Raw genomic sequence first — 21,053 nt, forward strand, 5'->3', positions numbered from 1 at the left:
CCCGGCCCACCACCCACCTCATCATCGCCGCCCGTTTGAGCCACAACCGAGACGGCTCCCCAGGTCGGCAACCCACCCCCGGCCCACCGCACAACGCTCCGTCGGCGCCGCCCGAACCGCAACCCGAAGCAACGCTTCGGGACCGGTGAAGTACCCCGCACCACCACCGACACCGGAGGCCACGAACAACGCGCCCGGCCCCGCATTCGCCTCGCACCGCTTCGAACCACGACCACCGAGCAACACCCGGCAACACACCCCGACCCACCACCGACCGCTTCGTCGCTGCCCGCTCGAAGCCCCAGCACAACCCCGCCCGGACCAGCGACACACCCCCGGCCCGCCACCCACCACTTCACCCCTGCCCACACGCACCGCAACCCGAAACGACGCTTCGGAATCACCGAAGTACCCCGCCCCGCCACGCACCCCCGCATCGGTGCCACTCGAACCACAACTGAGACGACGATTAAAGCCGCCACCGACCCCGCCACTCACCACAGACACCACGACTCGGCTCGGCCCGCGACATCACGGGGCGACAGCACGATCCCGCCCCCACCAGCCCCGACCGGCCACCACCACGACGCCCACACCCGCCGCCAGAAGCGACGCCCGCACCACCACCGACACCAAAGGCCACGAACAACGCGCCCAGCCCCCGCATTCGCCCTGCACCGCTTCAAACCACGACCACCGAACAACACCCGGGAAACACACCCCGCCCCACCACCCACCGCCTCGTCGCCGCCCGTTTGAGCCACAACCGAGACGGCGCCCAGAGTCGGTCATGCACCCCCGGCCCGCCACACAGCGCTCCGTCGGCGCCCGCTCGAACTGCAACCCGAAGCGTCGCTTCGGGATCAGCGAACTACCCCGCCCTGCCGCTCACCCATTCGTCGCCGCCCGTTCGAAGCTTCAGTGCAGCGCCGCCCGGATCAGCGACACACCCTCGCCCCACCACCCACCACTCCGTCGCTGCCTGCTCGAACCGCGAACGCGATGCAGCTCGGGCCCCTTCACGGCTCCAGCGTGAACGAGGCGGAGTATCGGGACAGTTCCCAGCCGGACTCTGCGGGAGTCATTTCAATGCGGGCCATGCCGTTCAGGACGGCGGGGCGGTCGGTTCGCAGGTCTGCCGAGTACTCGCCGTTCGCGTCGTCTAGAGCGATCTCGGTGGCGTCTCCGGTCAGTACCTCCGGTGGCGGTGGCACCACGACCGTGATCTGATGCTCGCCAGGGGAAAGCCGGTACTCGTTGATCCCCCAGACGGCCGGGACGGGTTCACCGTCGACCGCGACCAGCGGGGCGTCGACCCAGGGCCGGGCCTCGGGCGGGTAGGCCTCGCCGAACTGCCTGCGGCGCTTGGCGGCACGGCGGGCATCGCGCTTCTCGTCCTGGAGCTTCGGTCCGAAGATCGAGGGCCGCAGTCGCCTGGGGTATTCCTCGCCGATCCGCGCGGTCATGTCGATCGGCGCGGTGTTCGGGAGGTGTGGCTCCTGTCGGTGCGGGGTTTGATCGAAGGTCAGGCACAGTCGCAAGACGGCCATGCCTTCCGAACCTTGAGGCACGGCCCGGTCCTGCGGGTCGATCAGGCGCCAGGAGCCGCCCGGAAAGGGTTGCGGCGCATGGATTGCGGGCGGCAGCGGCCGGGCCAGGCGGCGTTCGGCGCGGGCCACGGCGGCCCGATGGGCGAGAAATGTCAGCTGCTGAGCCGCAAGCGCAGACGCCGTCGCGAAGATTCCCATACCGGCAGCCGCGATCCAGGTGGAGAGATCAAGGGCCGTTGTAGCGGCGATGCCCGCGAAGGCTCCGAGGAAGAAAGCGGCCGTGCTGACCGGCATGTCGATGAGATGGCTGAGCCGGCGCGGGACCGCCTGCGTCGGGGCCATCGGGAACTGGCGCAGGAAATCCGCTCCCCGCAGCGTCGCGTCGAGGCGCTGTGGCACGAAGGAGGAGAGCCATACATATCCGTTGGGGCGCATGGATACCGGGAAGTACCCGGCGGAGGCCCCGGCCTGGATCTGTACGAGGTGGTCCCCTGGCTCGAGGGCGATCAGGCCGCGGCCGAAGCCGGTCGCGGCGGGTTCGCCGTCGATGAGGACCACCGGGGTGAACGGTCGCGTGTCCTCGTGTTCCGTGATGGGGCCCAGGAAGTCCGATTCGAGGATGAGTAGGCCGCTGCCTCTCGGGCGTCGCGTCTCGACGTCGGGGCCGGCCGACCCGAGGCGCACCGACCGCGTCCAGGGCCGGATGCGGATGCGCCTGCGGCGCTTGGCGTAGTAGTCCTCGGAGAGGACCTGGCGGCTCCTGCGGCCCAACGGGTGCGCCGCGATCTCGTACGGCGCCGCCTGGAGTCCGAGCGCGCGGAGCCAGGCCCAGTTCACTGCACGGCCTGCTGCGCGATCCGGGTGCTGTTGACGACCGCGGTCCGGTGCTCCCTCAGGAAGTCCAGGACCGGGCGGATCTTCTCGAGGATCTCAGCGATCGTCGACACGACCTTCGCGGCGCCCTCGGCGATCCGCAGCACCTTCGCGATCGAGTTGAGCGCCTTCATGACCAGGGAGGCGACGCGTGCGATGCCGCTGGCGATCGCGGTGGCGACCGTCGCGCCGAAGGTGGCGATCCCGGCGGCGACCTGCGGGAGCAGTGCCGTCAGCATCCACGAGACGCCCTTGGCGATGAGGTCGACGATGTCCTGTCGCAGGAGCTTCGCGAGGTCGGCCATCTGGAGCAGGAGCGCGTTCATCCCGATCGCGACGTAGCCCATGACCGACACGGACTGGCCGAGTTCGCCGACGCGGGTGCGGGCGGCGTCGCCGTCCTCGCCGACCCAGGACGCCAGCTCGGCCTCGCCGGTCGCGGCGATGTACTCGCCGGTCTGCTGCGCCCCCTCGGAGACCTTGACCCACATCTCGGCGGACTTGCGCATCCGGGTCTCGTTGCCCGACACCATGCCTACGAGGTCCTCGAGGGGCTGGAACAGCTGGATGAGGAAGTCGATGACGGTCCCGGCGAGCCACTGGACGGGATCGAACTTGGGGTCGGTGATGTGCTCGACGAAGGCCTCGTAGTTCTTCGCCATGTCCATGACGGAGCCGATGTCGCCGGCGAGGCCGGTGACGGCGTTGGCGATGCCGTCCCAGTCGGACAGGCCCTCGATCTTGCTGACGTTCTTGTAGGTGTTGAGTCCGGCCGTGATCGGGGCGGTCGCGCTGTGGAGCATGTTCATGCCGCTGTTGGAGTAGTTCGAGCGGCCGTTGTAGAGCAGGCTGCCGTCGCTGTCGCGCCCGCTGACGCGCACGTCGGAGCCGACGGCGTCGCCCGCGCGGTTCTGGCCGGTGTCGTTGCCCGACCCGGCCAGGCGCTGGTTCGCCCACTGGTGGAATCCCGAGTGCGCGTCGTCGGAGGTGACGCCGCGGGAGCCGCGGCCGGTCACCGCGTCGTAGCTCTCCTGGGCGCCGGGGGTCCAGTCGTTGGTCTGCGCCTGCTCGGGGAGGGCGCCGTCGTTCCAGGTGGGTTCTTCGACCTGGTCGGTCATCACTTGTCGCCCTTCATCTCGGAGCCGAGCTTCTCCAGCTCGGTCGCGATCGCCGCGTCGTTGTCCTCGTGGGTGTCGGCGCAAGCCTCCAGGCGCGCGCACAGGCCCTCGACGGCCTCTCCGGCGTCCTTGAGGGCGGGGTGGAACACCATCTCGCTGACGCCGAAGTACAGGCCGGCGAAGGGGATGCCGCCGAGGCCCCACGTCCACCAGTCGGGGTCGGCCTCGTGGGCGTAGTCGGCGAGGGCCTCGACCTCGCCGGTGGTCTCGCGGAGTGCCGAGGCGGCTTGGCGCAGCTTCTGGGCGTCGACGTCGATCCAGGGCATGAGAGGTCTCCGTTCGGGGGCGGGCGGGCCGGGGGAAGCGGACCGCCGGAGCACTTCGGGGGTGTCCGGACCGCGGTTGCGGGGGCACGGACACGAGGTCGAGCTTAGGGCATTCACGCCATCACCCAGGGGTGTCGCCGAAGGGAACGGCCGGCGAAGGGCGGGCGTGCTCGGCATGAACCGGCGGGCCTCCGGCGGGGACTTTCGCCGCGCACGGCGAAGGGCCCGAGGCGGATCGCCTCAGGCCCTTTCGCACATGGTCCAGGTGGATTGGGTCAGCCTAGACTTCACCCGATTGCGGCTCGCGAGCCTCGCCGGCAGTGCTCATGCTCGGCTCGAAAGCGTCACCGGGTGTCAATTCGCGGTCGTACGTCCAGTTGTGGGCACTTAGCGGACGCCGACGGTGCGGGTGCGCCGCATCGAGAGCACGTATTCGACGAGCTTGATGAGCACCTGCTTGGTGGACTCGCGGTTGCGGGCGTCCGTGTAGACGACGGGGACCTCGGGGGAGATCTGGAGCGCGTCGCGGATGTCCTGCACCTCGTGGAGCTGCTTGCCGTCGAAGCAGTTCACCGCCACCAGGTAGGGCAGCTTGCGGTGCTCGAAGAAGTCGATCACCGAGAAGCAGTCGGCGAGACGGCGGGTGTCGACCAGGACGATGGCGCCGATGGCGCCGCGCACCAGCTCGTCCCACATGAACCAGAACCGGGTCTGGCCGGGCGTGCCGAACAGGTACAGGATGAGGTCCTGGTCGATGGTGATACGACCGAAGTCCATCGCCACCGTGGTCGTCGCCTTGTCGGGCACCAGGTTGTTGTCGTCGACGCCTTCCGAGGCCGAGGTCATGATCGCCTCGGTCGTCAACGGGGTGATCTCGGAGACCGATCCGACCAAGGTCGTCTTGCCTACGCCGAAGCCCCCGGCGATGACGATCTTGGCAGAGGTCACACGAGAGGTGTCTGCGGGTGAGTTCATTAGGGTCTATAGCCTCCTGAGTCCACTGAGAACGCGCTCAAGGAGCTCGGTTCCGACCGATCCATCGGCGTCTTCGGCGTCGAAACCGGTGGGTGCGTGCACTGCCAACAAGCCGTCGGCCGCCATGTCGGCGACCAGCACGCGGGCGACGCCGAGCGGCACCTCCATGCGTGCGGCGATCTCCGCGAGCGATTGCAGACGGCCGCCGCACAGGTCGACGATCACCTTCTGCTCCCGGCCGCCGAGGAATTGCCCGGACCTGCCTCTGGCGGTGGTCTCCACCAGCGCTTCGAGGGCGATCTCCAATTGTGGCCGCGTACGGCCGCGTGTGACCGCGTACGGTCTGACGAGTGAGCCGGTCGGCTCATCACCACCGAGGACCATTGTTACCTCCAACCGCGACCCGCAGATCCCACAATCCTTGTGCCGCAGTCTTGTCAGTTATCCATGTACCGGGTGCCAGGGGCGGCACCGGCCCGTCGCCTGGGGATGCGACGGAGGGGTAGGTTGTTCAGTTCGTCCCACTCGTGCTGCGTTCGCTCGAATGGAGCCTACCGTGCCGCACGCCCGTGCGCCAATCGTGCACCGGCCGCGGCCCGGATCAGCTTCGGGCCGAAGGCGTCAGCGCCTGGCCGACCCGGTCGACCAGGAGGGCCATCTCGTAGCCGACCTGGCCCACGTCGCAGTTCTTCGATGCCAGCACCGCGAAGGAGGAGCCGTCGCTGATGGACATGAGGAACAGGAAGCCACGGTCCATCTCGACCACCGTCTGGAGGACGGCGCCGCCCTCGAAGCAGCGGGACGCGCCCTGGGTCAGGCTCACCAGACCCGAGGTCACCGCCGACAACTGGTCGGCCCGGTCCCTGGGGAGGTCCCGTGAGGACGCCAGCAGCAGCCCGTCGGCGCTGACCGCCACGGCGTGCGCCACTCCCGGCACGCGTTCGGCGAAGCCGGCCAGCAGCCAGCCCAGGTCCTGGACCGTGGTTCCACCAGTGCTCATCGTTTGCGCTCCTTAGTAGCGTCTTCCGTGTTGCGGTTCAGCGACTCAGTTACCGTCATTGCCACGTCCTCGCTGCACCCCACGGTGATAGGCCGACAGCAGGCCCCGAATGCCCTCGGGGTTGCGCTTCTGCGCGCTGACGGTCTCCTGAGATTCCTCCACGGCGCCGGGAACCAGGCGGTCCATCGGCTTGCGTTTGGGAAGTCCCGCCGAGGTCGTCTCGTCGACGACGGTATCGGCGAAGGCGTTGTCGACCCGCTGCCAGCCGTCGTCGGCCGCCGTGCGCCAGGCGTACGAACCGGAGTCGGTCTCGGAGGCGGTGTTGAGGCGGCGCCGTTCCAGGCCAGAGGCAACCGGCGACTCGTCGGCGGGGCTGCTCTGCATGGTCGGGCCTTCCGTGGGCTGCGGAGGGGAGGGCGGCGCCGCGTCCCAAGCCGGGGCAGTGGAATCGTCCGCACCTGACTGGTCAGCGTAGCGCGGTGCCGAGGGCTCCGCCACCTCCGAACGCGTCTCGGGGGCCGTCCGCGCGGACGGCGCGGGGGCCGTTTCGGCGGAGGGACCGGAGGACGGGGCCTCCTCTTCGACGGGCTTGGGCGCGGGCGTCACGGCCTTGAACCAGGCCGATTCGACCTCGCGGAAGATCGGCAGCTCCGTGGTCGCGTCCAGAGCGGACACGCGGTCGCCGCGCTTCGCCTGGCGCGGGGCCTCGGTGCCGCCGGGGCCGGCGGCCACGTCGGGCCACGACGGCGGGACCGGCTCGGGCTCGGGGGTCCACGCCTCCAGCTGGATCTTGGGCAGCGCCACGTGCTCGGAGGAGACGATCTCCCCGGTCACTTCCATGACCTTGCCGTTGGCCTTGCGCTCGTCCGCGTTGGAGCCGGGGCGGAACATGAAGCCCGGTTCCTCGTCGACGTCGGTCTGCATCGACTGCTGCTGCGGAACCTGCTGGCGGTGGAGCTGGTGCTCGCCCGTCAAGGGCTCCACGGGGTGGGGCTGCATCTGCGGGCGCGACTGCATCGGCGGGGCGCTGGGCTGCCACACCGGCGGCGTGGGCTGGGGCTGGGGCGACTGCTGCCCTGACGGCGGCATGTCGAACAGTCCGGCGGGGCTCTCGGGGACTCGCGGCAGGGCGCCGGTCGACTCCATGCCGGAGAGCAGTTCGCCGCGGGTCGCGCCGTCGCGGCCCTGGATGGAGAGGTTCTCGCCGCCGTCGAGCGGGACGCCGGAGCGCAGGCCGCGCTCGGGCAGCCGGGGCTCGGTCAGGACCGCATCGCCCAGGATCACCTCGGCGACCGTGCCGCGGTGCTCGCCGGGGCGCAGTTCGACGCGGACGTCGTGGCGCTTGGCCAGGCGGGCGACCACGACCAGGCCCATCATGCGCGAGGAGGCGAGGTCGATGGCGTCGGCCGACTCCGACAGCTGGCGGTTGATGTCGTCGAGCTGCGCGGGCGGCATGCCGATGCCGATGTCGTTGATGCGGACCCGGAGCGCCCCCAGGGGGCTCTCGGCGGTGCGCATCTGCTCGGCCTCGACCAGGACCGGGGACTCCGGCGGGGAGAACGCGGTCGCGTTGTCCATGAGCTCGGCGATGAGGTGCACGAGGTCGTTGACGGCGGCGGGCTTGATCTCCCGCTCGGCCTCCAGGTTGCCGAACTCGATGCGGGTGTACTGCTCGACCTCGGACTGGGCGGCCTGGAGGATGTCGCCGACCGGCGCGGGGTAGCGCTCCTGGCGGGTGGAGTCCGCGCCGGCGAGGACCAGGAGGTTCTCGTCGTTGCGGCGCATGCGGGTCGCGAGGTGGTCGAGCTGGAACAGCTCGGCCAGGCGGTCCGGGTTCTCCTCGCCGCGCTCCAGGTGGTCGAGGTGGCCGATGAGGCGGTCGACGAGGTTCTGGGAGCGGCGGGCCAGGTTGATGAACATCTGGGAGACGTTGGCGCGCAGGGCGGCCTGCTCGGCCGCGATGCGGATCGCCTCGGTGTGGACGATGTTGAACGAGTGGGCCACGTTGCCGATCTCGTCGCGCTGATCGATGTCGATCACCGCGCCGGTATCGGCGGCCACTTCGTCCGGTGTCCGGTTGCCGATCGTCTCGGCGTCGCGCATCTGCGCCACCGCCTGCGGCAGGCTGACGTGCGCCACGTCGAGCGCGCCCTCGCGCAGCCGCCGCAGCCCGGTCGCCATGTTGCGGGCGATGAGCAGGGCGATCACGGTCGCGATGACGAACGCCGCCAAGATGAGCACGGCCTCGAGGAGCAGCTGGAAGATCTGCTGGTCGCGGTCGGTTCGGGCGCTCTCGAGGACTTCCTCGGACTCGCTGGTGATGTAGTTCAGGCCGTTCTCGAGGATCGCGTTGTACGAGTCGATGATCTCGGCGTTGACCGTCAGCGGCTTGTCCGTGCCGGCGTTGATCGCGGTGTTCTCGAACGTCAGCGCGGGCTCGGCCGACTCGGTGTTCAGGCCGCCCTCGCTGAAGAAGAACGCGAGCTGCTCGTCGCGGTTGGCGACGGTCTTGAACTCGTCCTCGGCCGACTCGCGCAGCTTCGCGTAGGCGATGAAGTTCTGCCAGCGCGTGTTGTTGATGAACTGCTGGTCGTTGCCGACGTTGATGGCGATCGAGCGCTCTTCCTCGAGGGTCTCGAGGATGGTGGTGGCGGCGGCGATGGCCTGGAGGTTCCGGGCGATGTCGGGGTCGTTGACGATGCGCGAGGAGATGTCGGTGATGGTCACCAGTTCGGCGACGAGCCGCTGGTAGACGCGCGAGGTCGCGTCGACCGAGGTGTCGCCGGGGTTCTCGGCCGCGTTCTGGCGGATCTGGACGAGGCTCTCGTACTGGGTGCGGACGGCGTCGATGCGGTTGTCGATGTCGTCGGAGAGCGACGGGAGGGTGTCGGCCTTCTCGTTGAAGCTGTCGAGGGCCTGGTCGGTCTCGGACTGCTGGGCGGCGACCGCGGACTCGTCGTACAGGGACTTGTCGATGCCTTCGACGTGGTCCTTGTCGAGCCGCAGGTTCGTGACCAGCAGCGAGCGCTCCTTCTGGAGGTTGTACCGCAGGTCGGCGGTCACGGCGTTGAAGCCGACGAGGTCCACCATGTCGTTCGACTCGAATACGCGGTCGGCCAGGTCGTAGAGGCGGAGGCTCGCGACGGCCACCAGCACCACGAGGGGCACCAGGAGGATCAGTCCCAGCTTTGACCGGATTCGCATGTCGGCGATGCGGGGCAGGCCGAGCGGTCCTCGTCGAGCCGCTGAACCCGCACGGTTCGAGCTGCGCTTGCTCACCTTGTCTAGCCTCCTGGGGTGGTCCTCTGTGTCAGACCGAAGGGCCCGTGCCGGGCCGGGCTCGGTCTCGGGCCGACGGCGTGCGTCGGCTGCCGTCCGGCCGCCGGGGCGACGGGGGGCGGCATGTGAAGCCCAGCAGATTCCATCATGACGAATATGGGCCGCGAAATCCAGGGGCGTACCGGAGTACTGAACCCGGCTCCGTAAGCCTCGGCGTTACGGGGCGAATCTAAAGAAACACTGATCTTTCGGACACATGCCTACACGGTATTCGACCAATCGGGCAAGAAATCCGACCACTCGGACGGTCGGGCTCACACCTCACGGCCCACCTCGGAGAAAACCGGCGGCATCGATACCGGCCGCGCCGTTGTGAACACGCTCCGTGGCGACCGTTTCGCCGCCTTGGCCCGGGCACGCAGCGCCACGTTGTGAACACGATCTCCGGGCGGATCCGCCGTACGCTCCTCCGACGCCGGCACGACTCGCACAGTCTGTGCGACAGACCGCACCCTCTGCTCAGGCACCGTAGACCCACGACGCCTTCCAGGAGGTAGCCCCATGGACCTGCTCGCAGTCACACTCGAGCACCGACACTTCACTTACGGCTGGCTCAATCCGGCAATGGGCCTCGCCTTCGCCGCGGCCGGGTCGTACCTCGGCCTGTCCGCGTCCCGCTTCGCCCGCGCCGCCCCCACCGCCGGAGGACGCTTCCGCTGGATTCTGTTGGCCGCCCTGGCCATCGGTGGAATCGGCATCTGGATGATGCACTTCATCGCGATGATCGGCTTCACCGTCACCGGCGCCGACCTCGCGTACGACCCGGCGCTCACCGCCGCCTCGGCCGCCTTGGCGGTACTGGCGGTCGGCCTCGGGTTGTTCGTCTCCGGCGGCGAGCGCGCTGGCTGGCCGCGCTTGGTCCTCGGCGGACTGGTGTGCGGCGCGGGCGTGGTCGGGATGCACTACACCGGCATGGCCGCGGTCGCGACGGGCGGGCGGGTCGCCTACGAGCCGGCGCTGGTCGCGGCCTCGGCCGCCGTCGCGGTGGTCGCCTCCACGGTCGCCCTCCGCTTCACCGCCGTCGTCTCGCGGCGCGGCACCATGACCCTGGCCTCGGCCGTCATGAGCGTCGCGGTCGTGGGCATGCACTACACCGGCATGGCGGCCGTCCGGGTCGAAGGCCCGGCGAGCGCCGACATCACCGGCATCAGCCCCCTGGTGCTGCTCCTGCCCATCCTGCTCCTCGCTCTCATCTCGATCGTCGGGATGGTGTTCGGGGTGCTCGCGTCGCCTTCGCTCGATCATGGGGCACACGAGCGAAATGACCGTCCTAGTGCAACTGTCCGTCTTGCGGATGCCGCCGGACAGTAGTCGTATAAGTTTCGAACCGCGCAGATCGCAAAAATCGCGCGACATTCCGGATACGGGCCCGAGCCCGGGGAGGAAGACCAACGGTGGAACACGTCAGTCACTTCACTTACGGCTGGATCAATCCCATCATGGCCTTCGGGTTCGCCTTCGCGGGTTCGATCCTGGCGCTCATGTGCATGACCCAGGCCCGCAGGCAGGATGGGACGGTCAAGTCCGCCCGCAAACGCGTCCAGTGGATCGCCCTCGCGGCGTTCGCCTTGGGCGGCACCGCCATCTGGATGATGCACTTCACCGCCATGATCGGCTTCAAGGTCGTCGAGTCCGACATCGCCTACGACCCGTTCAAGACGTTCCTGAGCCTCGTCGCCTCGATCGGCGCCGTGTTCTTCGGCCTGCTCGTGGCCGGCACCGGCCGCAAGGGCACCGTCGGGAAGATCCTCATCGCCGGCCCGCTGACCGGCATCGGCGTGGTCATCATGCACTACTCCGGCATGGCCGCCATCAACGTCTCCGGCCACATCAGCCACGACCGCGACTACTTCATCGCCTCCGTGGTCGTCGCCGTGGTCGCCGCGACCGCAGCGCTGTTCTGCGGCATGTACCTCGACGGCTGGCGCTGGCAGACGGCCGCCGCGGTCATCATGGGCATCGCCGTGTGCAGCATGCACTACACGGGCATGGCGGGCGTGCGCGTCACCGTCTACGACGAGGGCCTCAACGCCGTCCCGGGCATCGACCCGATCATGCTCATCCTGCCGATCCTCGGGGTCGCGACGATCGGCATCATCGTGCTCCTGTTCGCGCTCATGGGAACGCAGCCGAAGATGGTCACCAAGCGCGACCAGCTCGGGATCGAGGTGGGGGACGACGAGCCGCTGCCGACCTCGACCGGCGCGATCCCGGTGGAGCGCATGCGGTCCCAGCGCCCCCGACCGGGCGCCGGGCGGGTCCGCAACCGCACCGAGCGCAGCTCGGGCTACGTCCCGGACCAGCGCACGGCACCGCCCGTCGCCGCCCCGCTGGGCAGCAACGACGGCCCGCCGATCGTCCCCGACCGGCCGGGTTCGCGGGCGCAGCGCTCGTTCCAGCAGGCGGACTTGGGGAAGACCGCCGAGCACTTCGACATCACGCGGCAGAGTCCGCGCCAGTAACCGCACCCTCAAGCAGCGGGAACGGCCTCCGTCCGATGGACGGGGGCCGTTCCCGTCCCGCACCTTATATATATGGGTCCGTCACGCACCGCAGCGCGATCCGACCGCGCGAAGTGGACCGGCGCGGTACTCGATCGGCGCATATCGCGACATCTCGTTGCACTGCAAGGAGATCGAAGCCGCAGGTCGGGCGCGACCGGGCACCTTCCTCATTGCAGTGAGTGATCGATTTCGCACGCACGGTTCGGGAACGGGTAAGCACGCGGAGGGTTTCGCTGTACCACATGAGCGGTGACTTTCAGTTAGCATGAAAAGCGGTGCTAATCATCTGAAACCGACTCCCGTGAAGGATCCCCCGATGGCCCAGCGCGTTCTCGACCCCGCCTACCTCGAGGCGTTTCGCGATGAACTCGTCGCCCGCCTCAACTTCGTCACGCAGTTGACCGAGAAGCTCCAGACCGGCAACGAACTGGGCGTGGAGCCCGGATTCGGCCTTCTCGACTCCTCGCAGCAGGCCCGCGCGGACTACGCGCTCGCGCACGAGGAGATCTGGAACAACTTTCAGATGCTCCGCGCCGACCTGTATGGCGCGATCGTCACGATCAACGAATCACTCGGCCTGCACACCGACTCCGAAGAGCTGAACATCCTCCAGATCGCTCAGACCGAGTCCCAGATGTAGAACAGGACCTGACACCTCTCATGAAGCACACGCTCTTCAAGACCTTCGCCGCGGCCGCCGCCGCGCTCCTGCTGGCGGGCTGCAACTCCGGCGACGACGGCACCGACGACGACGCCTCGGGCGACACCGGCGGCGACGACCCCGTGTACGCCGAGATGTCCGGCTGGAACGCCTGCGAGGTCCTCGACGACCTGCAACCCCTCGCCGATGAGATGGGCATCGAGGGCTGGGGAGGCGCCAACGCCGAAGGCGGCACTCCCGGCAATTCCGAACTCGGCAACACCCTTGACCCCGATGCGCTGGGTTGCAACGGCCTCATCAGCATCGGCGAGAACGAAGGCATGGGCGGTGGTGGTGAGGTCCAGGTGAAGATCGTCCCCACCGAAGACGAGGACCAGGCCACCGCCGCTTATGAGGACCGAGTCACCTCGGCGGAGACCGAGTCGGCGCAATGGACCGATGCGCAGTCCGAGGAGTTCACCGGTCCCTGGGACCAGGGAACGCTGGTCTCCTGGATCGGCGACGCTGAACAGCCGTATGTCGAGGTCGTCGCCCGCGACGGCCAGTGGGTCAGCCACATCGTCATCTACCACACACAGGACTTCGGACTCCGCGGCGGCGGGGAACCCTCGCTCGCGTTCACCACTGAAGAACTGCACCAGTGGCTCGTGGACACCTATCTGCCGCAGGTGAACCAGATTGTCAACGACAAGATCGCAGAGGTGCAGTGAGCATGGGCGACGAGATCGAATTCGCAAGCGAGGGCTACGGCGGCATGGCCGGTTCGGAGGCGATCGACTCCCAGCAGACCTCCGCCGACGCCACCTTCCTCAACCTCGACCCCTGCCCGAACTCCGGGTGCACCAACACGAACTCCGAAGCCGAAGTGGCCTGGGTCAAGTTGGTCTCGGCGATCCCGGTCGCCGGACAGGTCCAGAGCTTCGTCTGCGTCGCGGGCGGCACGGCCGCCCCCACGCAGGATGAGGTCCAGTCGATGGTCACCCAGATCAGGCCCAAAGAGAATCCTGATCAGTACGCCCTCCGCACCATGTCGGAGCAGTGGCTGCTGGTCGGCTACGACTTCGGCAAAAACCCCGAAAGCGGCGTGGCGAGTATCCTGAGGAACCGCCTTACCGAGCTCTCGAACGGCTGGCAGGGCAGCGACTTCGACGCGTTCGCCGAGCAGATGGAGAAGGTCTTCGCCAACTGCGAGGTGCTCACCGCGGACATCGGCGATGACACCAGCGGCATCGCCGGGCTCCTGGAGCAGAAGGCTTCGGAGATCTACGCCCTGCAAGGCGGCGACTCGCACGAACTGCCCTACCCCGCACCGCAGTACTGGGTCGAGGACGAGGGCGGCATCTTCTCCGACCCCACGGTCCACAACCGGGTGCCGTTCCGCTCGGGCGAGTGCGAGATCGCGACCGGCTGCGCCTGGGACGGCGAGGACGACTCCACGAAGAAGGCGATGGAGCTGGGCGGGTTCGACGGCGAGTACGCCGACGAGCTGAACCAGTACGTCACCGACCAGACCGAATTCCACTTCACCCGGCTCAAGTCCGAAAGCCCGGACGCCCCGGAGGAGGAGCTGCGCACGCAGGCGGCCGGCCTCGCCGAGCAGGACGGGAACACCCGGGCCAAAGAGGACTACGACTCCAGTTCGCAGGACTACGAGGCGCGCGCCCACGAGCAGAACGACACCGTGCTCGCCCGCTGGCAGGACGCCGAGGTGTCGGCCATGGAGTTCGTGCCGGCGGTCGAGCCCTCCGGCGATACCAGTTTCCGCGACTCCGCGGGCGGTCTCGACGGGTCGACGTACTCACCGGTCTCCGGCGGCGACTTCAACGCCTCGCCGACCAGCTCGGGTACGACCGGCCTGAATCCCCCCGCCTCAACGGCTTCCTTCAGCAGCGGCGGCACCGGCACGACCGGTACCGGCGCGAATCCGTGGGAGTCCACCACGGGCGGTGAGGATGAGCCCGGTGGCGGCCTCGCCGGCGGCGGCGGCCTCGGTGCGGCCACGTTGCCCGGTACCGGCGCTGGAGTCGGTGCGGGCGGCGGTGCCGGCGGCGGGAGCCTCGGCGGCGGTGCGGGCCTGTTCGGCCCGGCCATCGGCGGCGGCGGCGCCGTGGGCGCCGGAGCCGGCGGCGGCCGCGGTGCGGGTTCGGGTGTCGGCAAGGGCGCCGGCCTGTTCGGCAAGACCGCGGGGGCCGGTGCGCGCGGCGGCGCGGGCGCCATGATGGGCGCCGGCGGCGGTGGCCGCGGCGCCGGTGCGGGCAACGAGGACGAGGAGGGCCGCGCCACGTGGCTCACCGAGGACGAGGACGTCTGGGGCACCGCCCGCTTCAACGACGACGACGATCCCCTTGTCTGACTAAGGGATGCAGCCCCGGGCCGGTGACGGCCCGGGGCTTTCGACCCGTGCCCGCCCGGCTCCGTCGCAAACTCACGTCGGGCGGGCACGACCATGTCCGCGATCGGAAGGCCCGGCCTCGGCGGGAGGTTCGGAAGCGACGGCCGTACCGCAGGCGGCAGTCCGGCCCCAGCCAAGCGTTCGCCGATGACCTGCGGGCGAACGGTTCCGGGAGACGACGAAGGCGGGCGCCGGTGACCGGCACCCGCCCCTCGCGGCGTTCGGCGGCGGTCAGACTCCCGCGTAGGAGTGGAGGCCGCTGAAGATGAGGTTCACGGCGGTCAGGTTGAAGAGCATGACCGCGTAGCCCAGGATGGCGATCCACGGGGCATTGACCTTGGCGCTGCGGCCGGAGACGCGGGCGTGGAGGTAGGCCGCGTAGACGACCCAGGCGATGAACGCCCAGACCTCCTTCGGGTCCCAGGCCCAGTAGCGGCCCCAGGCGAAGTGGGCCCAGACCGAGCCGGCGAAGATGCCGAAGGTCAGCAGCGGGAACGCGAAGACGTGGATCTTGAACGTCAAGCGCTCCAAGGCGGTCGCGTCGGGGAGGCGCTCGGCGATGCTGAGCGGGAAGCGGATCGGCTTGCCGTCGGAGACCTGGCGGTCGTAGCGGCGCTTGATCAGGTGCAGGATCGCGAAGACGCAGCCGATCAGGAGGATGCCGGAGGCGGCGATCGCGGCCGTGACGTGGATGATGATCCAGTACGAGTCCAGGGCCGGGACCAGCGGTCCCGCCTCGGTGTAGACGCGGACCGAGGTGCCGAGGACCATCGTCACGGCGAACGCGGCGAACAGGCCGAGGCGCCGTGGCACCGTGCCGCGCGAGACGAGGACCAGCCAGGTGACCATCCCGGCGAGGGCGACGCCCACGGTGTACTCGAACATGTTGCCCCACGGCCACCGTCCGGTGTAGATCACGCGGGTGACGATGCTGGCGGCGAGGGCCGCCGTGCCGAGGAACGTCAGGATCAATCCGAGCCGGCCCGCGCCGCGCGCGGCGGCGGGGCTGATCGGGGCCTCACCCGGAGACTCGGATTCGGCGGCGTCGGATTCGCCCGAGGCGCCGACGGCCGCGAGGGCCTTGGCGCGCTTGGGGGCCCGTTTGTCGAAGGCGTATTCGACGGCGTAGGCGAACATGGCGGCGGCGTAGGTGAGGATGGTGGCGACGAACAGCGCGTTCGCGGCTTCGGCACCGGTCATGGCTTGCTCCCTTGGTCCGGTTCGGGTTGCGGCGGTTCGAAGCCGGGTGCGATCTCGGCGGTCAAGGCGTCGCACTCCTCGTCGAGTCCGTCGTAGTCGTTGCGGTTGAGGCCGGCGGTCTCGACGGTGCCGTCGGGGTTCCACCGGATCCAGTAGCGCCTGCGGCGCACGGCGAGTGCGGGCAGGAGGCCGCCGAGGAGCAGCAGCGCGCCCGCGAGGACGATGGGGCCGCCGGGGTCGTGGCGGACCTGGAGGACGGCGTACTGCTCGACGCCGTCGAAGGTGAGGCTCGAGCCGTCCGTCAACCGCATGGTGTCGCCGACGCCGATGACCTCGACCTCGTCGTTGTCCTGCTGGAGTGCGCCCGAGGCGATCTGGGCCTCGTTGACGGAGTAGACCGATTCGGGCCGCCCGTCGGCGAGCCCGAGGTCGCCGATGTAGGCGGTGAGGGCGAGGACGGGGTTGTTCAGCTCGGGGTCGGAGCCGATGAGCATCCCGGTCGAGTCGTCGTAGGTGGGGACGAGGACGGCGTCGAAGCCGACTTCGGCGTCGTCGTCGACGGCGCCGGTCTCGGGGTTGTAGTTCGCGTCGGGGAACTTGAAGGCGCCCTCGGAGTTCAGGGCCGCGTCCATGGCCAGGAACTCCTGGTGGAGGGTCTGGGTCTGCCCGTAGCGGTCGGTGTAGGTGACGACGGCGGTGTAGCCGTGGCCGATGAGGAAGACGTTGGTGCCGTCGATGTTCAGCGGGTAGTTGACCTCGAGGTGGTAGTCGCCGGTCTCGCCGCCGGTCTCGTAGGAGACGTCGGCGTCGTAGGCGGTGGGGCCGCCGTTGGTGAACTCGGCGTCGAAGTCGTCGAGGGTCAGGCAGAACTGCGGCAGGCTGGTCTCGTCGACCCAGGCGCCCAGGCCGTACTCGTCGTACTGCTGGAGGTTGTTGCAGTAGGTCTTGTCCTCGGAGAGGATGCGGTTGCCGTACCAGCTCATGAGGCTGCCGACGGCGACGCCCACGAGCATGAAGATGATGCTGGTGTGGAACAGGAGGTTCCCGGTCTCGCGCAGCTGGCCCTTCTCGGCGGCGATGGTGACGGTGCCGTCCTCGGCCTCGCGCACGGTGGTGCGCCAGCGGCGCTGCTTGAGGACGGCGCGGGCGAGGGACTGGTTGGCCCCGGGGGCGACCTCGCGGTGGTAGGGCAGGATCGACATCCGCTTGGGGGCGTCGGGGACCTTGGCGCGCAAGGCCTTCCAGTGGACGCCCAGGCGCGGGATGATGCAGCCGACGAGGCTGACCATGAGCAGCAGGTAGATCGCGGAGAACCACGGCGAGGTGTAGACGTCGAAGGCCCACAGGCGGTCGAGCCAGGGCGCGAGGTCGGGGTGCTCGGCGAAGTAGTCGGTGACCTCGACGGCGCTGATGGACCGCTGGGGGAACGTCGAGCCGGGGATCGCGGCGAGCGCGAGCGCGAGCAGGAGCAGCAGGGCGGTGCGCATCGAGGTGAGCTGGTGCCACCAGCGCCTGGCGAAGGACCGCAGTCGCTTGGCGGGCTTGGGTTTGCGGGGCGGCGGGGCGAGCGTGGCGGTCACAGGAGGCTCACTCCGACTCCGACGGTGGCGCGCAGCCAGTTCATGAATTCGGTCCAGGCGCCGGTGACCAGCATGAGGCCGACGAGGACGAGCATGGCGCCGCCGGCGATGGAGATGGCCCGGCCGTGGCGCTTGAGGAAGTCGAGGGCCCCGGCGAGGCGGTGCATGCCGACGGCGAAGAGCACGAAGGGCGCGCCGAGTCCGGCGCAGTAGGCGATCATGAGGCCGACGCCGCGGGCGGTGCCGTCCTGGATGACGGCGAGGCTGGTGATGGCGGCGAGTACCGGTGAGGTGCAGGGGATCCACGAGAGCGCGAAGACCGCGCCGAAGAGGGGGGCGCCGGCGAGGCCGACGGCGGGGCGCCATTTGGGGGCGTAGCCGCCGCGCGTGGGGATGAGGCCGATGAACATGAGGCCCATGGCGATCATGACGATCCCGGCGACGGTCTCGAGCATGTCGGTGTTCTGGAGGAGGGCCCGCCCGGCGCTCTGGAGGGCGAAGACGACGGTGGTGTAGACGGCGGTGAATCCGGCGACGAACAGGAGCGCGCCGGTGAGGATGCGTCCGGTGCGGCGGTCCTTGGACAGTTCGGTGCCGCTCATGCCGGTCACGTAGGAGACGTAGCCGGGCATGAGGGGGAGGGTGCACGGGGAGGCGAAGGAGACGAGTCCGGCGAGGGCGGCGACGCCGAAGGCCAGGAGCAGCGGTCCGGAGGCTGCCGTCTCGGCGGGGTTCATGCGGCCTCCTCGCGGACGGCGGGCCGTCCGGCGGCGGCGGTCTCGGCGGGGTTCACTCGGCCTCCTCGCGCGGTCCCGGCTCGGGCTCGGGGGCGGGGTAGAGGCGCTTCTTGACGAGGGTGCTCACGGCGAGTGCGCTGACGGCGAGGGTGCCGGCCATGACGGCGCCCTTGGCGGCCTTGCGGAGGTTGACCTTCGGGGGGTTGGGCTTCATGTCTCCAGGGCCTTCTTGACGTCGGCGATGAGGGTCTCGGCGTCTTCGAGTTCGCCGCGCCAGATGGAGAAGACGCGGTGTTCGGCGTCGATGACGATGGTGGCGGGGATGTCGTTCGGCGAGAGCCCGTAGTCGACGAACTGGTCGGCGATACGTCCGGGCGCGTCGGAGATCGACGGGTAGGCGATGCCGTAGCGGCGCTCGTAGGCGAGGGCGGCGTCGTCGGTGTCGCGGATGTTGACGCCGAGGAACTGCACGTCCTGGCCCGCGAATTCGGCTGCGGCGTCGGCGAGGTGGGGGGCCTCGGCGACGCAGGGCGGGCACCAGGAGCCCCAGAAGTTGACGACGAGGACCGATCCGGCCCAGTCGTCGGTGTCGACTTCGGTGGTGCCGTCGACGGCGGTGCCGGTGAGGTGCGGGGCCGCGAAGCGGTCCTCGGGGTCCTCCCACCGGTAGTTCGAGCCGTCGCCGGAGACGTAGCGGTCGCGGTTGATCTCGTTGACGCGGTCGGCGTTCTCGCCGCCCGACTCGGAGCAGGCCGCGAGGGCCAGCAGCGGCAGCGCTGCCAGCATCGACCTCCGCCGAACGCCCATCGTCAGGCGCCCTTGGCCTTCCGGGCGGACTCGGATTTGAGCAGGAGGTGCGCCGCGGGCTCGGAGTACTCGATGCGCGAGAGCGTGGCGTTCTCGTAGTGGAGGCTGGTGACCGAGGCGAGCGAGCATTCGCGCCGGCGCGGGTCGTGCCAGAGGGTCTTGCGCTCGGCGAAGCGGCGGGCGGTCCAGATCGGCAGCTGGTGCGAGACGAGGACGGCTTCGGCGCCTTCGGCGGCGACGCGGGCCTTCTCGACGGCGTCCATCATGCGGCGGGCGATGTCGAGGTAGGCCTCGCCCCAGGAGGGGCGGAAGGGGTCGCGCAGGCGCCACCAGTAGCGGGGCTGGCGGAGGGCGCCGTCGCCGACGCCGACGCGCAGGCCCTCGAAGGAGTTCCCGGCTTCGATGAGGCCGTCGTAGGTGACGGTGTCGAGGCGGTGGGAGGCGGCGAGGGGTTCGGCGGTCTCCTGGGCCCGCTGGAGCGGGGAGGCACCGACGTGGACGACGTCGCGTCCGGAGAGCCGCTCGGCGGCGGCCACGGCCATCTCGCGTCCGAGCTCGGACAGGCCGAACCCGGGGATGCGCCCGTAGAGGATCCCGTCCGGGTTGTGGACCTCCCCGTGGCGCAGGAGGTGGACGATGGTCGTGGAGCCGCTCATGAGCGCACCTTAGCCGCGGCTTCTGCGGCCGGTTGCAGTGCCTGTTCGATGTGTGACAGGGCTTCCTCGTCGATCGCGGCCGAGGTGAACCAGCATTCGTAGGCGCTCGGGGGCAGGTAGACGCCGTGGTCGAGCATGGCGTGGAAGAACGCGCCGTAGGCCTCGGTGTCCTGCGCTTTGGCCTCGGTGAAGTTCGTGACGGGGCCTTCGGAGAAGAACACGCTGAACAGGTTCGAGGGCGCGGAGACGTAGTGCGGGACCCCGGCCTTGGTGAGCGCTTCGGCGGCGAGGCGCTGGATCTCGGCGGCGGTCGCGTCGAGCGTGCGGTAGACGGCGTCGTCGCAGGCGCGGAGGGTCGCGAGTCCGGCGGCCACGGCGAGGGGGTTCCCCGAGAGGGTGCCGGCCTGGTAGACGGGGCCGGCGGGGCTGATGCGGCCCATGAGGTCGGCGCGGCCGCCGAACGCGGCGGCGGGGAGGCCGCCGCCCATGACCTTGCCGTACGTGTAGAGGTCGGCGGGGGCGGCGAGGCCGCCGGGTCCGACGCGGAAGCCGGTCATGACCTCGTCGGAGATGAGGAGGGCGCCGCGGGCGCGGGCGACCGAGTAGAGCTTCTCGTTGAAGCCGTCGAGGGGTTCGATCGCGCCCATGTTGCCGGGGAGGGCCTCGGTGATGACCGCGGCGATCTGGCCCGGGTGCGCGGCGAAGGCGGCCTCGACGGCGTTGATGTCGTTGTAGGGCACGACGATCGTGTCGGCCGCGGCGGCGGCGGGGACGCCGGGCGAGTCGGGGTGGCCGAGCGTGGCGACGCCGGAGCCGGCTTCGGCGAGGAAGTAGTCGGCGTGGCCGTGGTAGCAGCCGGCGAACTTGACGATCTTGTCGCGGCCGGTGGCGGCGCGGGCGAGGCGCACGGCGCTCATCGTGGCCTCGGTGCCGGAGGAGACGAGGCGGACCATCTCGCAGGGGGTGCGCTCGACGATGAGCTCGGCGAGTTCGATCTCGCCGAGGGTGGGCGCGCCGTAGGAGGTGCCGCGGGCCGCGGCGGCGGCGAGGGCCGCGACGACGTCGGGGTGGGCGTGCCCGAGGATGAGCGGCCCCCAGGAGCCGACGAGGTCGACGTAGGTGTTGCCGTCGATGTCGGTCATGCGGGCGCCGGAGGCCTCGGCGATGAAGACCGGGTCGCCGCCGACGCCGCGGAAGGCCCGCACGGGCGAGTTGACGCCGCCGGGCACGACGCGCGCGGCGCGCGCGATGGCGGCGGCGGAGGCGGTGCGGGCGAGCGGCTTCGGTTGCCTGTCAGTCACGGCCTCAGCATCGCACACGAGGGCCCGCCCGGGC

The 21,053-nt window shown here is 69.7% G+C and carries 19 protein-coding genes; 5 read left to right on the plus strand and 14 right to left on the minus strand.

Annotated features, from left to right (window positions below; translation table 11 throughout):
• Positions 1-1,019: 1,019 nt before the first annotated feature.
• The 7 genes from BLQ63_RS24195 to BLQ63_RS24225 form a co-directional block, all read right to left on the minus strand.
• Positions 1,020-2,108, minus strand: coding sequence for a hypothetical protein (locus tag BLQ63_RS24195; RefSeq protein WP_143015068.1), 1,089 nt, complete (start codon positions 2,106-2,108; stop codon positions 1,020-1,022).
• Positions 2,109-2,383: 275 nt separating this feature from the next.
• Entirely contained in the window at positions 2,384-3,541 is a 1,158-nt protein-coding gene (locus BLQ63_RS24200; protein ID WP_091040114.1) for a hypothetical protein, read from the minus strand.
• On the minus strand, positions 3,541-3,867 hold the full coding sequence (locus BLQ63_RS24205; RefSeq protein ID WP_091040115.1) for a hypothetical protein: 327 nt from the start codon (positions 3,865-3,867) through the stop codon (positions 3,541-3,543). Before BLQ63_RS24205 ends, BLQ63_RS24200 begins: the two co-directional genes overlap by 1 nt.
• 387 nt (positions 3,868-4,254) lie before the next feature.
• Positions 4,255-4,842, minus strand: coding sequence for a GTP-binding protein (locus BLQ63_RS24210; RefSeq protein ID WP_091040116.1), 588 nt, complete (start codon positions 4,840-4,842; stop codon positions 4,255-4,257).
• A 6-nt stretch (positions 4,843-4,848) separates the two neighbouring features.
• Entirely contained in the window at positions 4,849-5,226 is a 378-nt protein-coding gene (locus tag BLQ63_RS24215; protein WP_091040117.1) for a DUF742 domain-containing protein, read from the minus strand.
• 217 nt (positions 5,227-5,443) lie between these two features.
• Entirely contained in the window at positions 5,444-5,842 is a 399-nt protein-coding gene (locus BLQ63_RS24220) for a roadblock/LC7 domain-containing protein (RefSeq protein WP_091040118.1), read from the minus strand.
• Between the two features lie 45 nt (positions 5,843-5,887).
• Entirely contained in the window at positions 5,888-9,046 is a 3,159-nt protein-coding gene (locus BLQ63_RS24225) for a nitrate- and nitrite sensing domain-containing protein (protein ID WP_091040119.1), read from the minus strand.
• Positions 9,047-9,682: 636 nt separating this feature from the next.
• On the opposite strand from BLQ63_RS24225, the gene BLQ63_RS24230 reads away from it, so the two are divergent.
• From BLQ63_RS24230 to BLQ63_RS24250, 5 genes are all read left to right on the plus strand, one after another.
• Complete coding sequence (locus BLQ63_RS24230; protein ID WP_091040120.1) at positions 9,683-10,492, plus strand: MHYT domain-containing protein; 810 nt, start codon at positions 9,683-9,685, stop codon at positions 10,490-10,492.
• Between the two features lie 83 nt (positions 10,493-10,575).
• Complete coding sequence (locus tag BLQ63_RS24235) at positions 10,576-11,643, plus strand: MHYT domain-containing protein (RefSeq protein ID WP_091040121.1); 1,068 nt, start codon at positions 10,576-10,578, stop codon at positions 11,641-11,643.
• Between the two features lie 358 nt (positions 11,644-12,001).
• Entirely contained in the window at positions 12,002-12,325 is a 324-nt protein-coding gene (locus BLQ63_RS24240) for a hypothetical protein (RefSeq protein ID WP_091040122.1), read from the plus strand.
• A gap of 20 nt (positions 12,326-12,345) precedes the next feature.
• A complete protein-coding gene (locus tag BLQ63_RS28625; RefSeq protein ID WP_091040123.1) occupies positions 12,346-13,056 on the plus strand; it encodes a hypothetical protein in 711 nt (236 codons plus the stop codon).
• A gap of 2 nt (positions 13,057-13,058) precedes the next feature.
• Entirely contained in the window at positions 13,059-14,699 is a 1,641-nt protein-coding gene (locus tag BLQ63_RS24250; RefSeq protein WP_091040124.1) for a hypothetical protein, read from the plus strand.
• A gap of 270 nt (positions 14,700-14,969) precedes the next feature.
• Here BLQ63_RS24250 and ccsB read toward each other — a convergent pair whose 3' ends face one another.
• The 7 genes from ccsB to hemL are packed head-to-tail and all read right to left on the minus strand — an operon-like array spanning position 14,970 to position 21,019.
• Positions 14,970-15,938: a c-type cytochrome biogenesis protein CcsB gene (gene ccsB / locus BLQ63_RS24255; protein WP_091040125.1), complete on the minus strand. Its 969-nt coding sequence runs from the start codon at positions 15,936-15,938 to the stop codon at positions 14,970-14,972.
• Positions 15,935-17,518, minus strand: a complete 1,584-nt coding sequence (gene resB, locus BLQ63_RS24260; protein ID WP_245681078.1) for a cytochrome c biogenesis protein ResB — start codon at positions 17,516-17,518, stop codon at positions 15,935-15,937. Before resB ends, ccsB begins: the two co-directional genes overlap by 4 nt.
• Complete coding sequence (locus tag BLQ63_RS24265) at positions 17,515-18,255, minus strand: cytochrome c biogenesis CcdA family protein (RefSeq protein WP_091040126.1); 741 nt, start codon at positions 18,253-18,255, stop codon at positions 17,515-17,517. The genes resB and BLQ63_RS24265 overlap by 4 nt, the downstream gene beginning before the upstream one ends.
• Positions 18,256-18,307: 52 nt before the next feature.
• A complete protein-coding gene (locus BLQ63_RS28630) occupies positions 18,308-18,469 on the minus strand; it encodes a hypothetical protein (protein WP_177155086.1) in 162 nt (53 codons plus the stop codon).
• Positions 18,466-19,041, minus strand: coding sequence for a TlpA family protein disulfide reductase (locus BLQ63_RS24270; RefSeq protein ID WP_177155087.1), 576 nt, complete (start codon positions 19,039-19,041; stop codon positions 18,466-18,468). Before BLQ63_RS24270 ends, BLQ63_RS28630 begins: the two co-directional genes overlap by 4 nt.
• Before the next feature lie 23 nt (positions 19,042-19,064).
• Complete coding sequence (locus BLQ63_RS24275) at positions 19,065-19,718, minus strand: histidine phosphatase family protein (RefSeq protein WP_091040128.1); 654 nt, start codon at positions 19,716-19,718, stop codon at positions 19,065-19,067.
• Positions 19,715-21,019, minus strand: a complete 1,305-nt coding sequence (gene hemL / locus BLQ63_RS24280; protein WP_091040129.1) for a glutamate-1-semialdehyde 2,1-aminomutase — start codon at positions 21,017-21,019, stop codon at positions 19,715-19,717. Before hemL ends, BLQ63_RS24275 begins: the two co-directional genes overlap by 4 nt.
• Between the last annotated feature and the right edge of the window lie 34 nt (positions 21,020-21,053).

This window comes from Glycomyces harbinensis, assembly GCF_900101745.1.
Classification (GTDB): domain Bacteria; phylum Actinomycetota; class Actinomycetes; order Mycobacteriales; family Micromonosporaceae; genus Glycomyces; species Glycomyces harbinensis.

What these genes read in the sequence shown, in the direction of transcription:
- BLQ63_RS24200 (WP_091040114.1), bottom strand. Translation starts at nt 3,541, where the DNA reads ATGACCGACCAGGTCGAAGAACCCACCTGGAACGACGGCGCCCTCCCC.
- BLQ63_RS24205 (WP_091040115.1), bottom strand. Translation starts at nt 3,867, where the DNA reads ATGCCCTGGATCGACGTCGACGCCCAGAAGCTGCGCCAAGCCGCCTCG.
- BLQ63_RS24210 (WP_091040116.1), bottom strand. Translation starts at nt 4,842, where the DNA reads ATGAACTCACCCGCAGACACCTCTCGTGTGACCTCTGCCAAGATCGTC.
- BLQ63_RS24215 (WP_091040117.1), bottom strand. Translation starts at nt 5,226, where the DNA reads ATGGTCCTCGGTGGTGATGAGCCGACCGGCTCACTCGTCAGACCGTAC.
- BLQ63_RS24220 (WP_091040118.1), bottom strand. Translation starts at nt 5,842, where the DNA reads ATGAGCACTGGTGGAACCACGGTCCAGGACCTGGGCTGGCTGCTGGCC.
- BLQ63_RS24225 (WP_091040119.1), bottom strand. Translation starts at nt 9,046, where the DNA reads ATGCGAATCCGGTCAAAGCTGGGACTGATCCTCCTGGTGCCCCTCGTG.
- BLQ63_RS24230 (WP_091040120.1), top strand. Translation starts at nt 9,683, where the DNA reads ATGGACCTGCTCGCAGTCACACTCGAGCACCGACACTTCACTTACGGC.
- BLQ63_RS24240 (WP_091040122.1), top strand. Translation starts at nt 12,002, where the DNA reads ATGGCCCAGCGCGTTCTCGACCCCGCCTACCTCGAGGCGTTTCGCGAT.
- BLQ63_RS28625 (WP_091040123.1), top strand. Translation starts at nt 12,346, where the DNA reads ATGAAGCACACGCTCTTCAAGACCTTCGCCGCGGCCGCCGCCGCGCTC.
- BLQ63_RS24250 (WP_091040124.1), top strand. Translation starts at nt 13,059, where the DNA reads ATGGGCGACGAGATCGAATTCGCAAGCGAGGGCTACGGCGGCATGGCC.
- ccsB (WP_091040125.1), bottom strand. Translation starts at nt 15,938, where the DNA reads ATGACCGGTGCCGAAGCCGCGAACGCGCTGTTCGTCGCCACCATCCTC.
- BLQ63_RS24265 (WP_091040126.1), bottom strand. Translation starts at nt 18,255, where the DNA reads ATGAACCCCGCCGAGACGGCAGCCTCCGGACCGCTGCTCCTGGCCTTC.
- BLQ63_RS28630 (WP_177155086.1), bottom strand. Translation starts at nt 18,469, where the DNA reads ATGAAGCCCAACCCCCCGAAGGTCAACCTCCGCAAGGCCGCCAAGGGC.
- BLQ63_RS24270 (WP_177155087.1), bottom strand. Translation starts at nt 19,041, where the DNA reads ATGCTGGCAGCGCTGCCGCTGCTGGCCCTCGCGGCCTGCTCCGAGTCG.
- BLQ63_RS24275 (WP_091040128.1), bottom strand. Translation starts at nt 19,718, where the DNA reads ATGAGCGGCTCCACGACCATCGTCCACCTCCTGCGCCACGGGGAGGTC.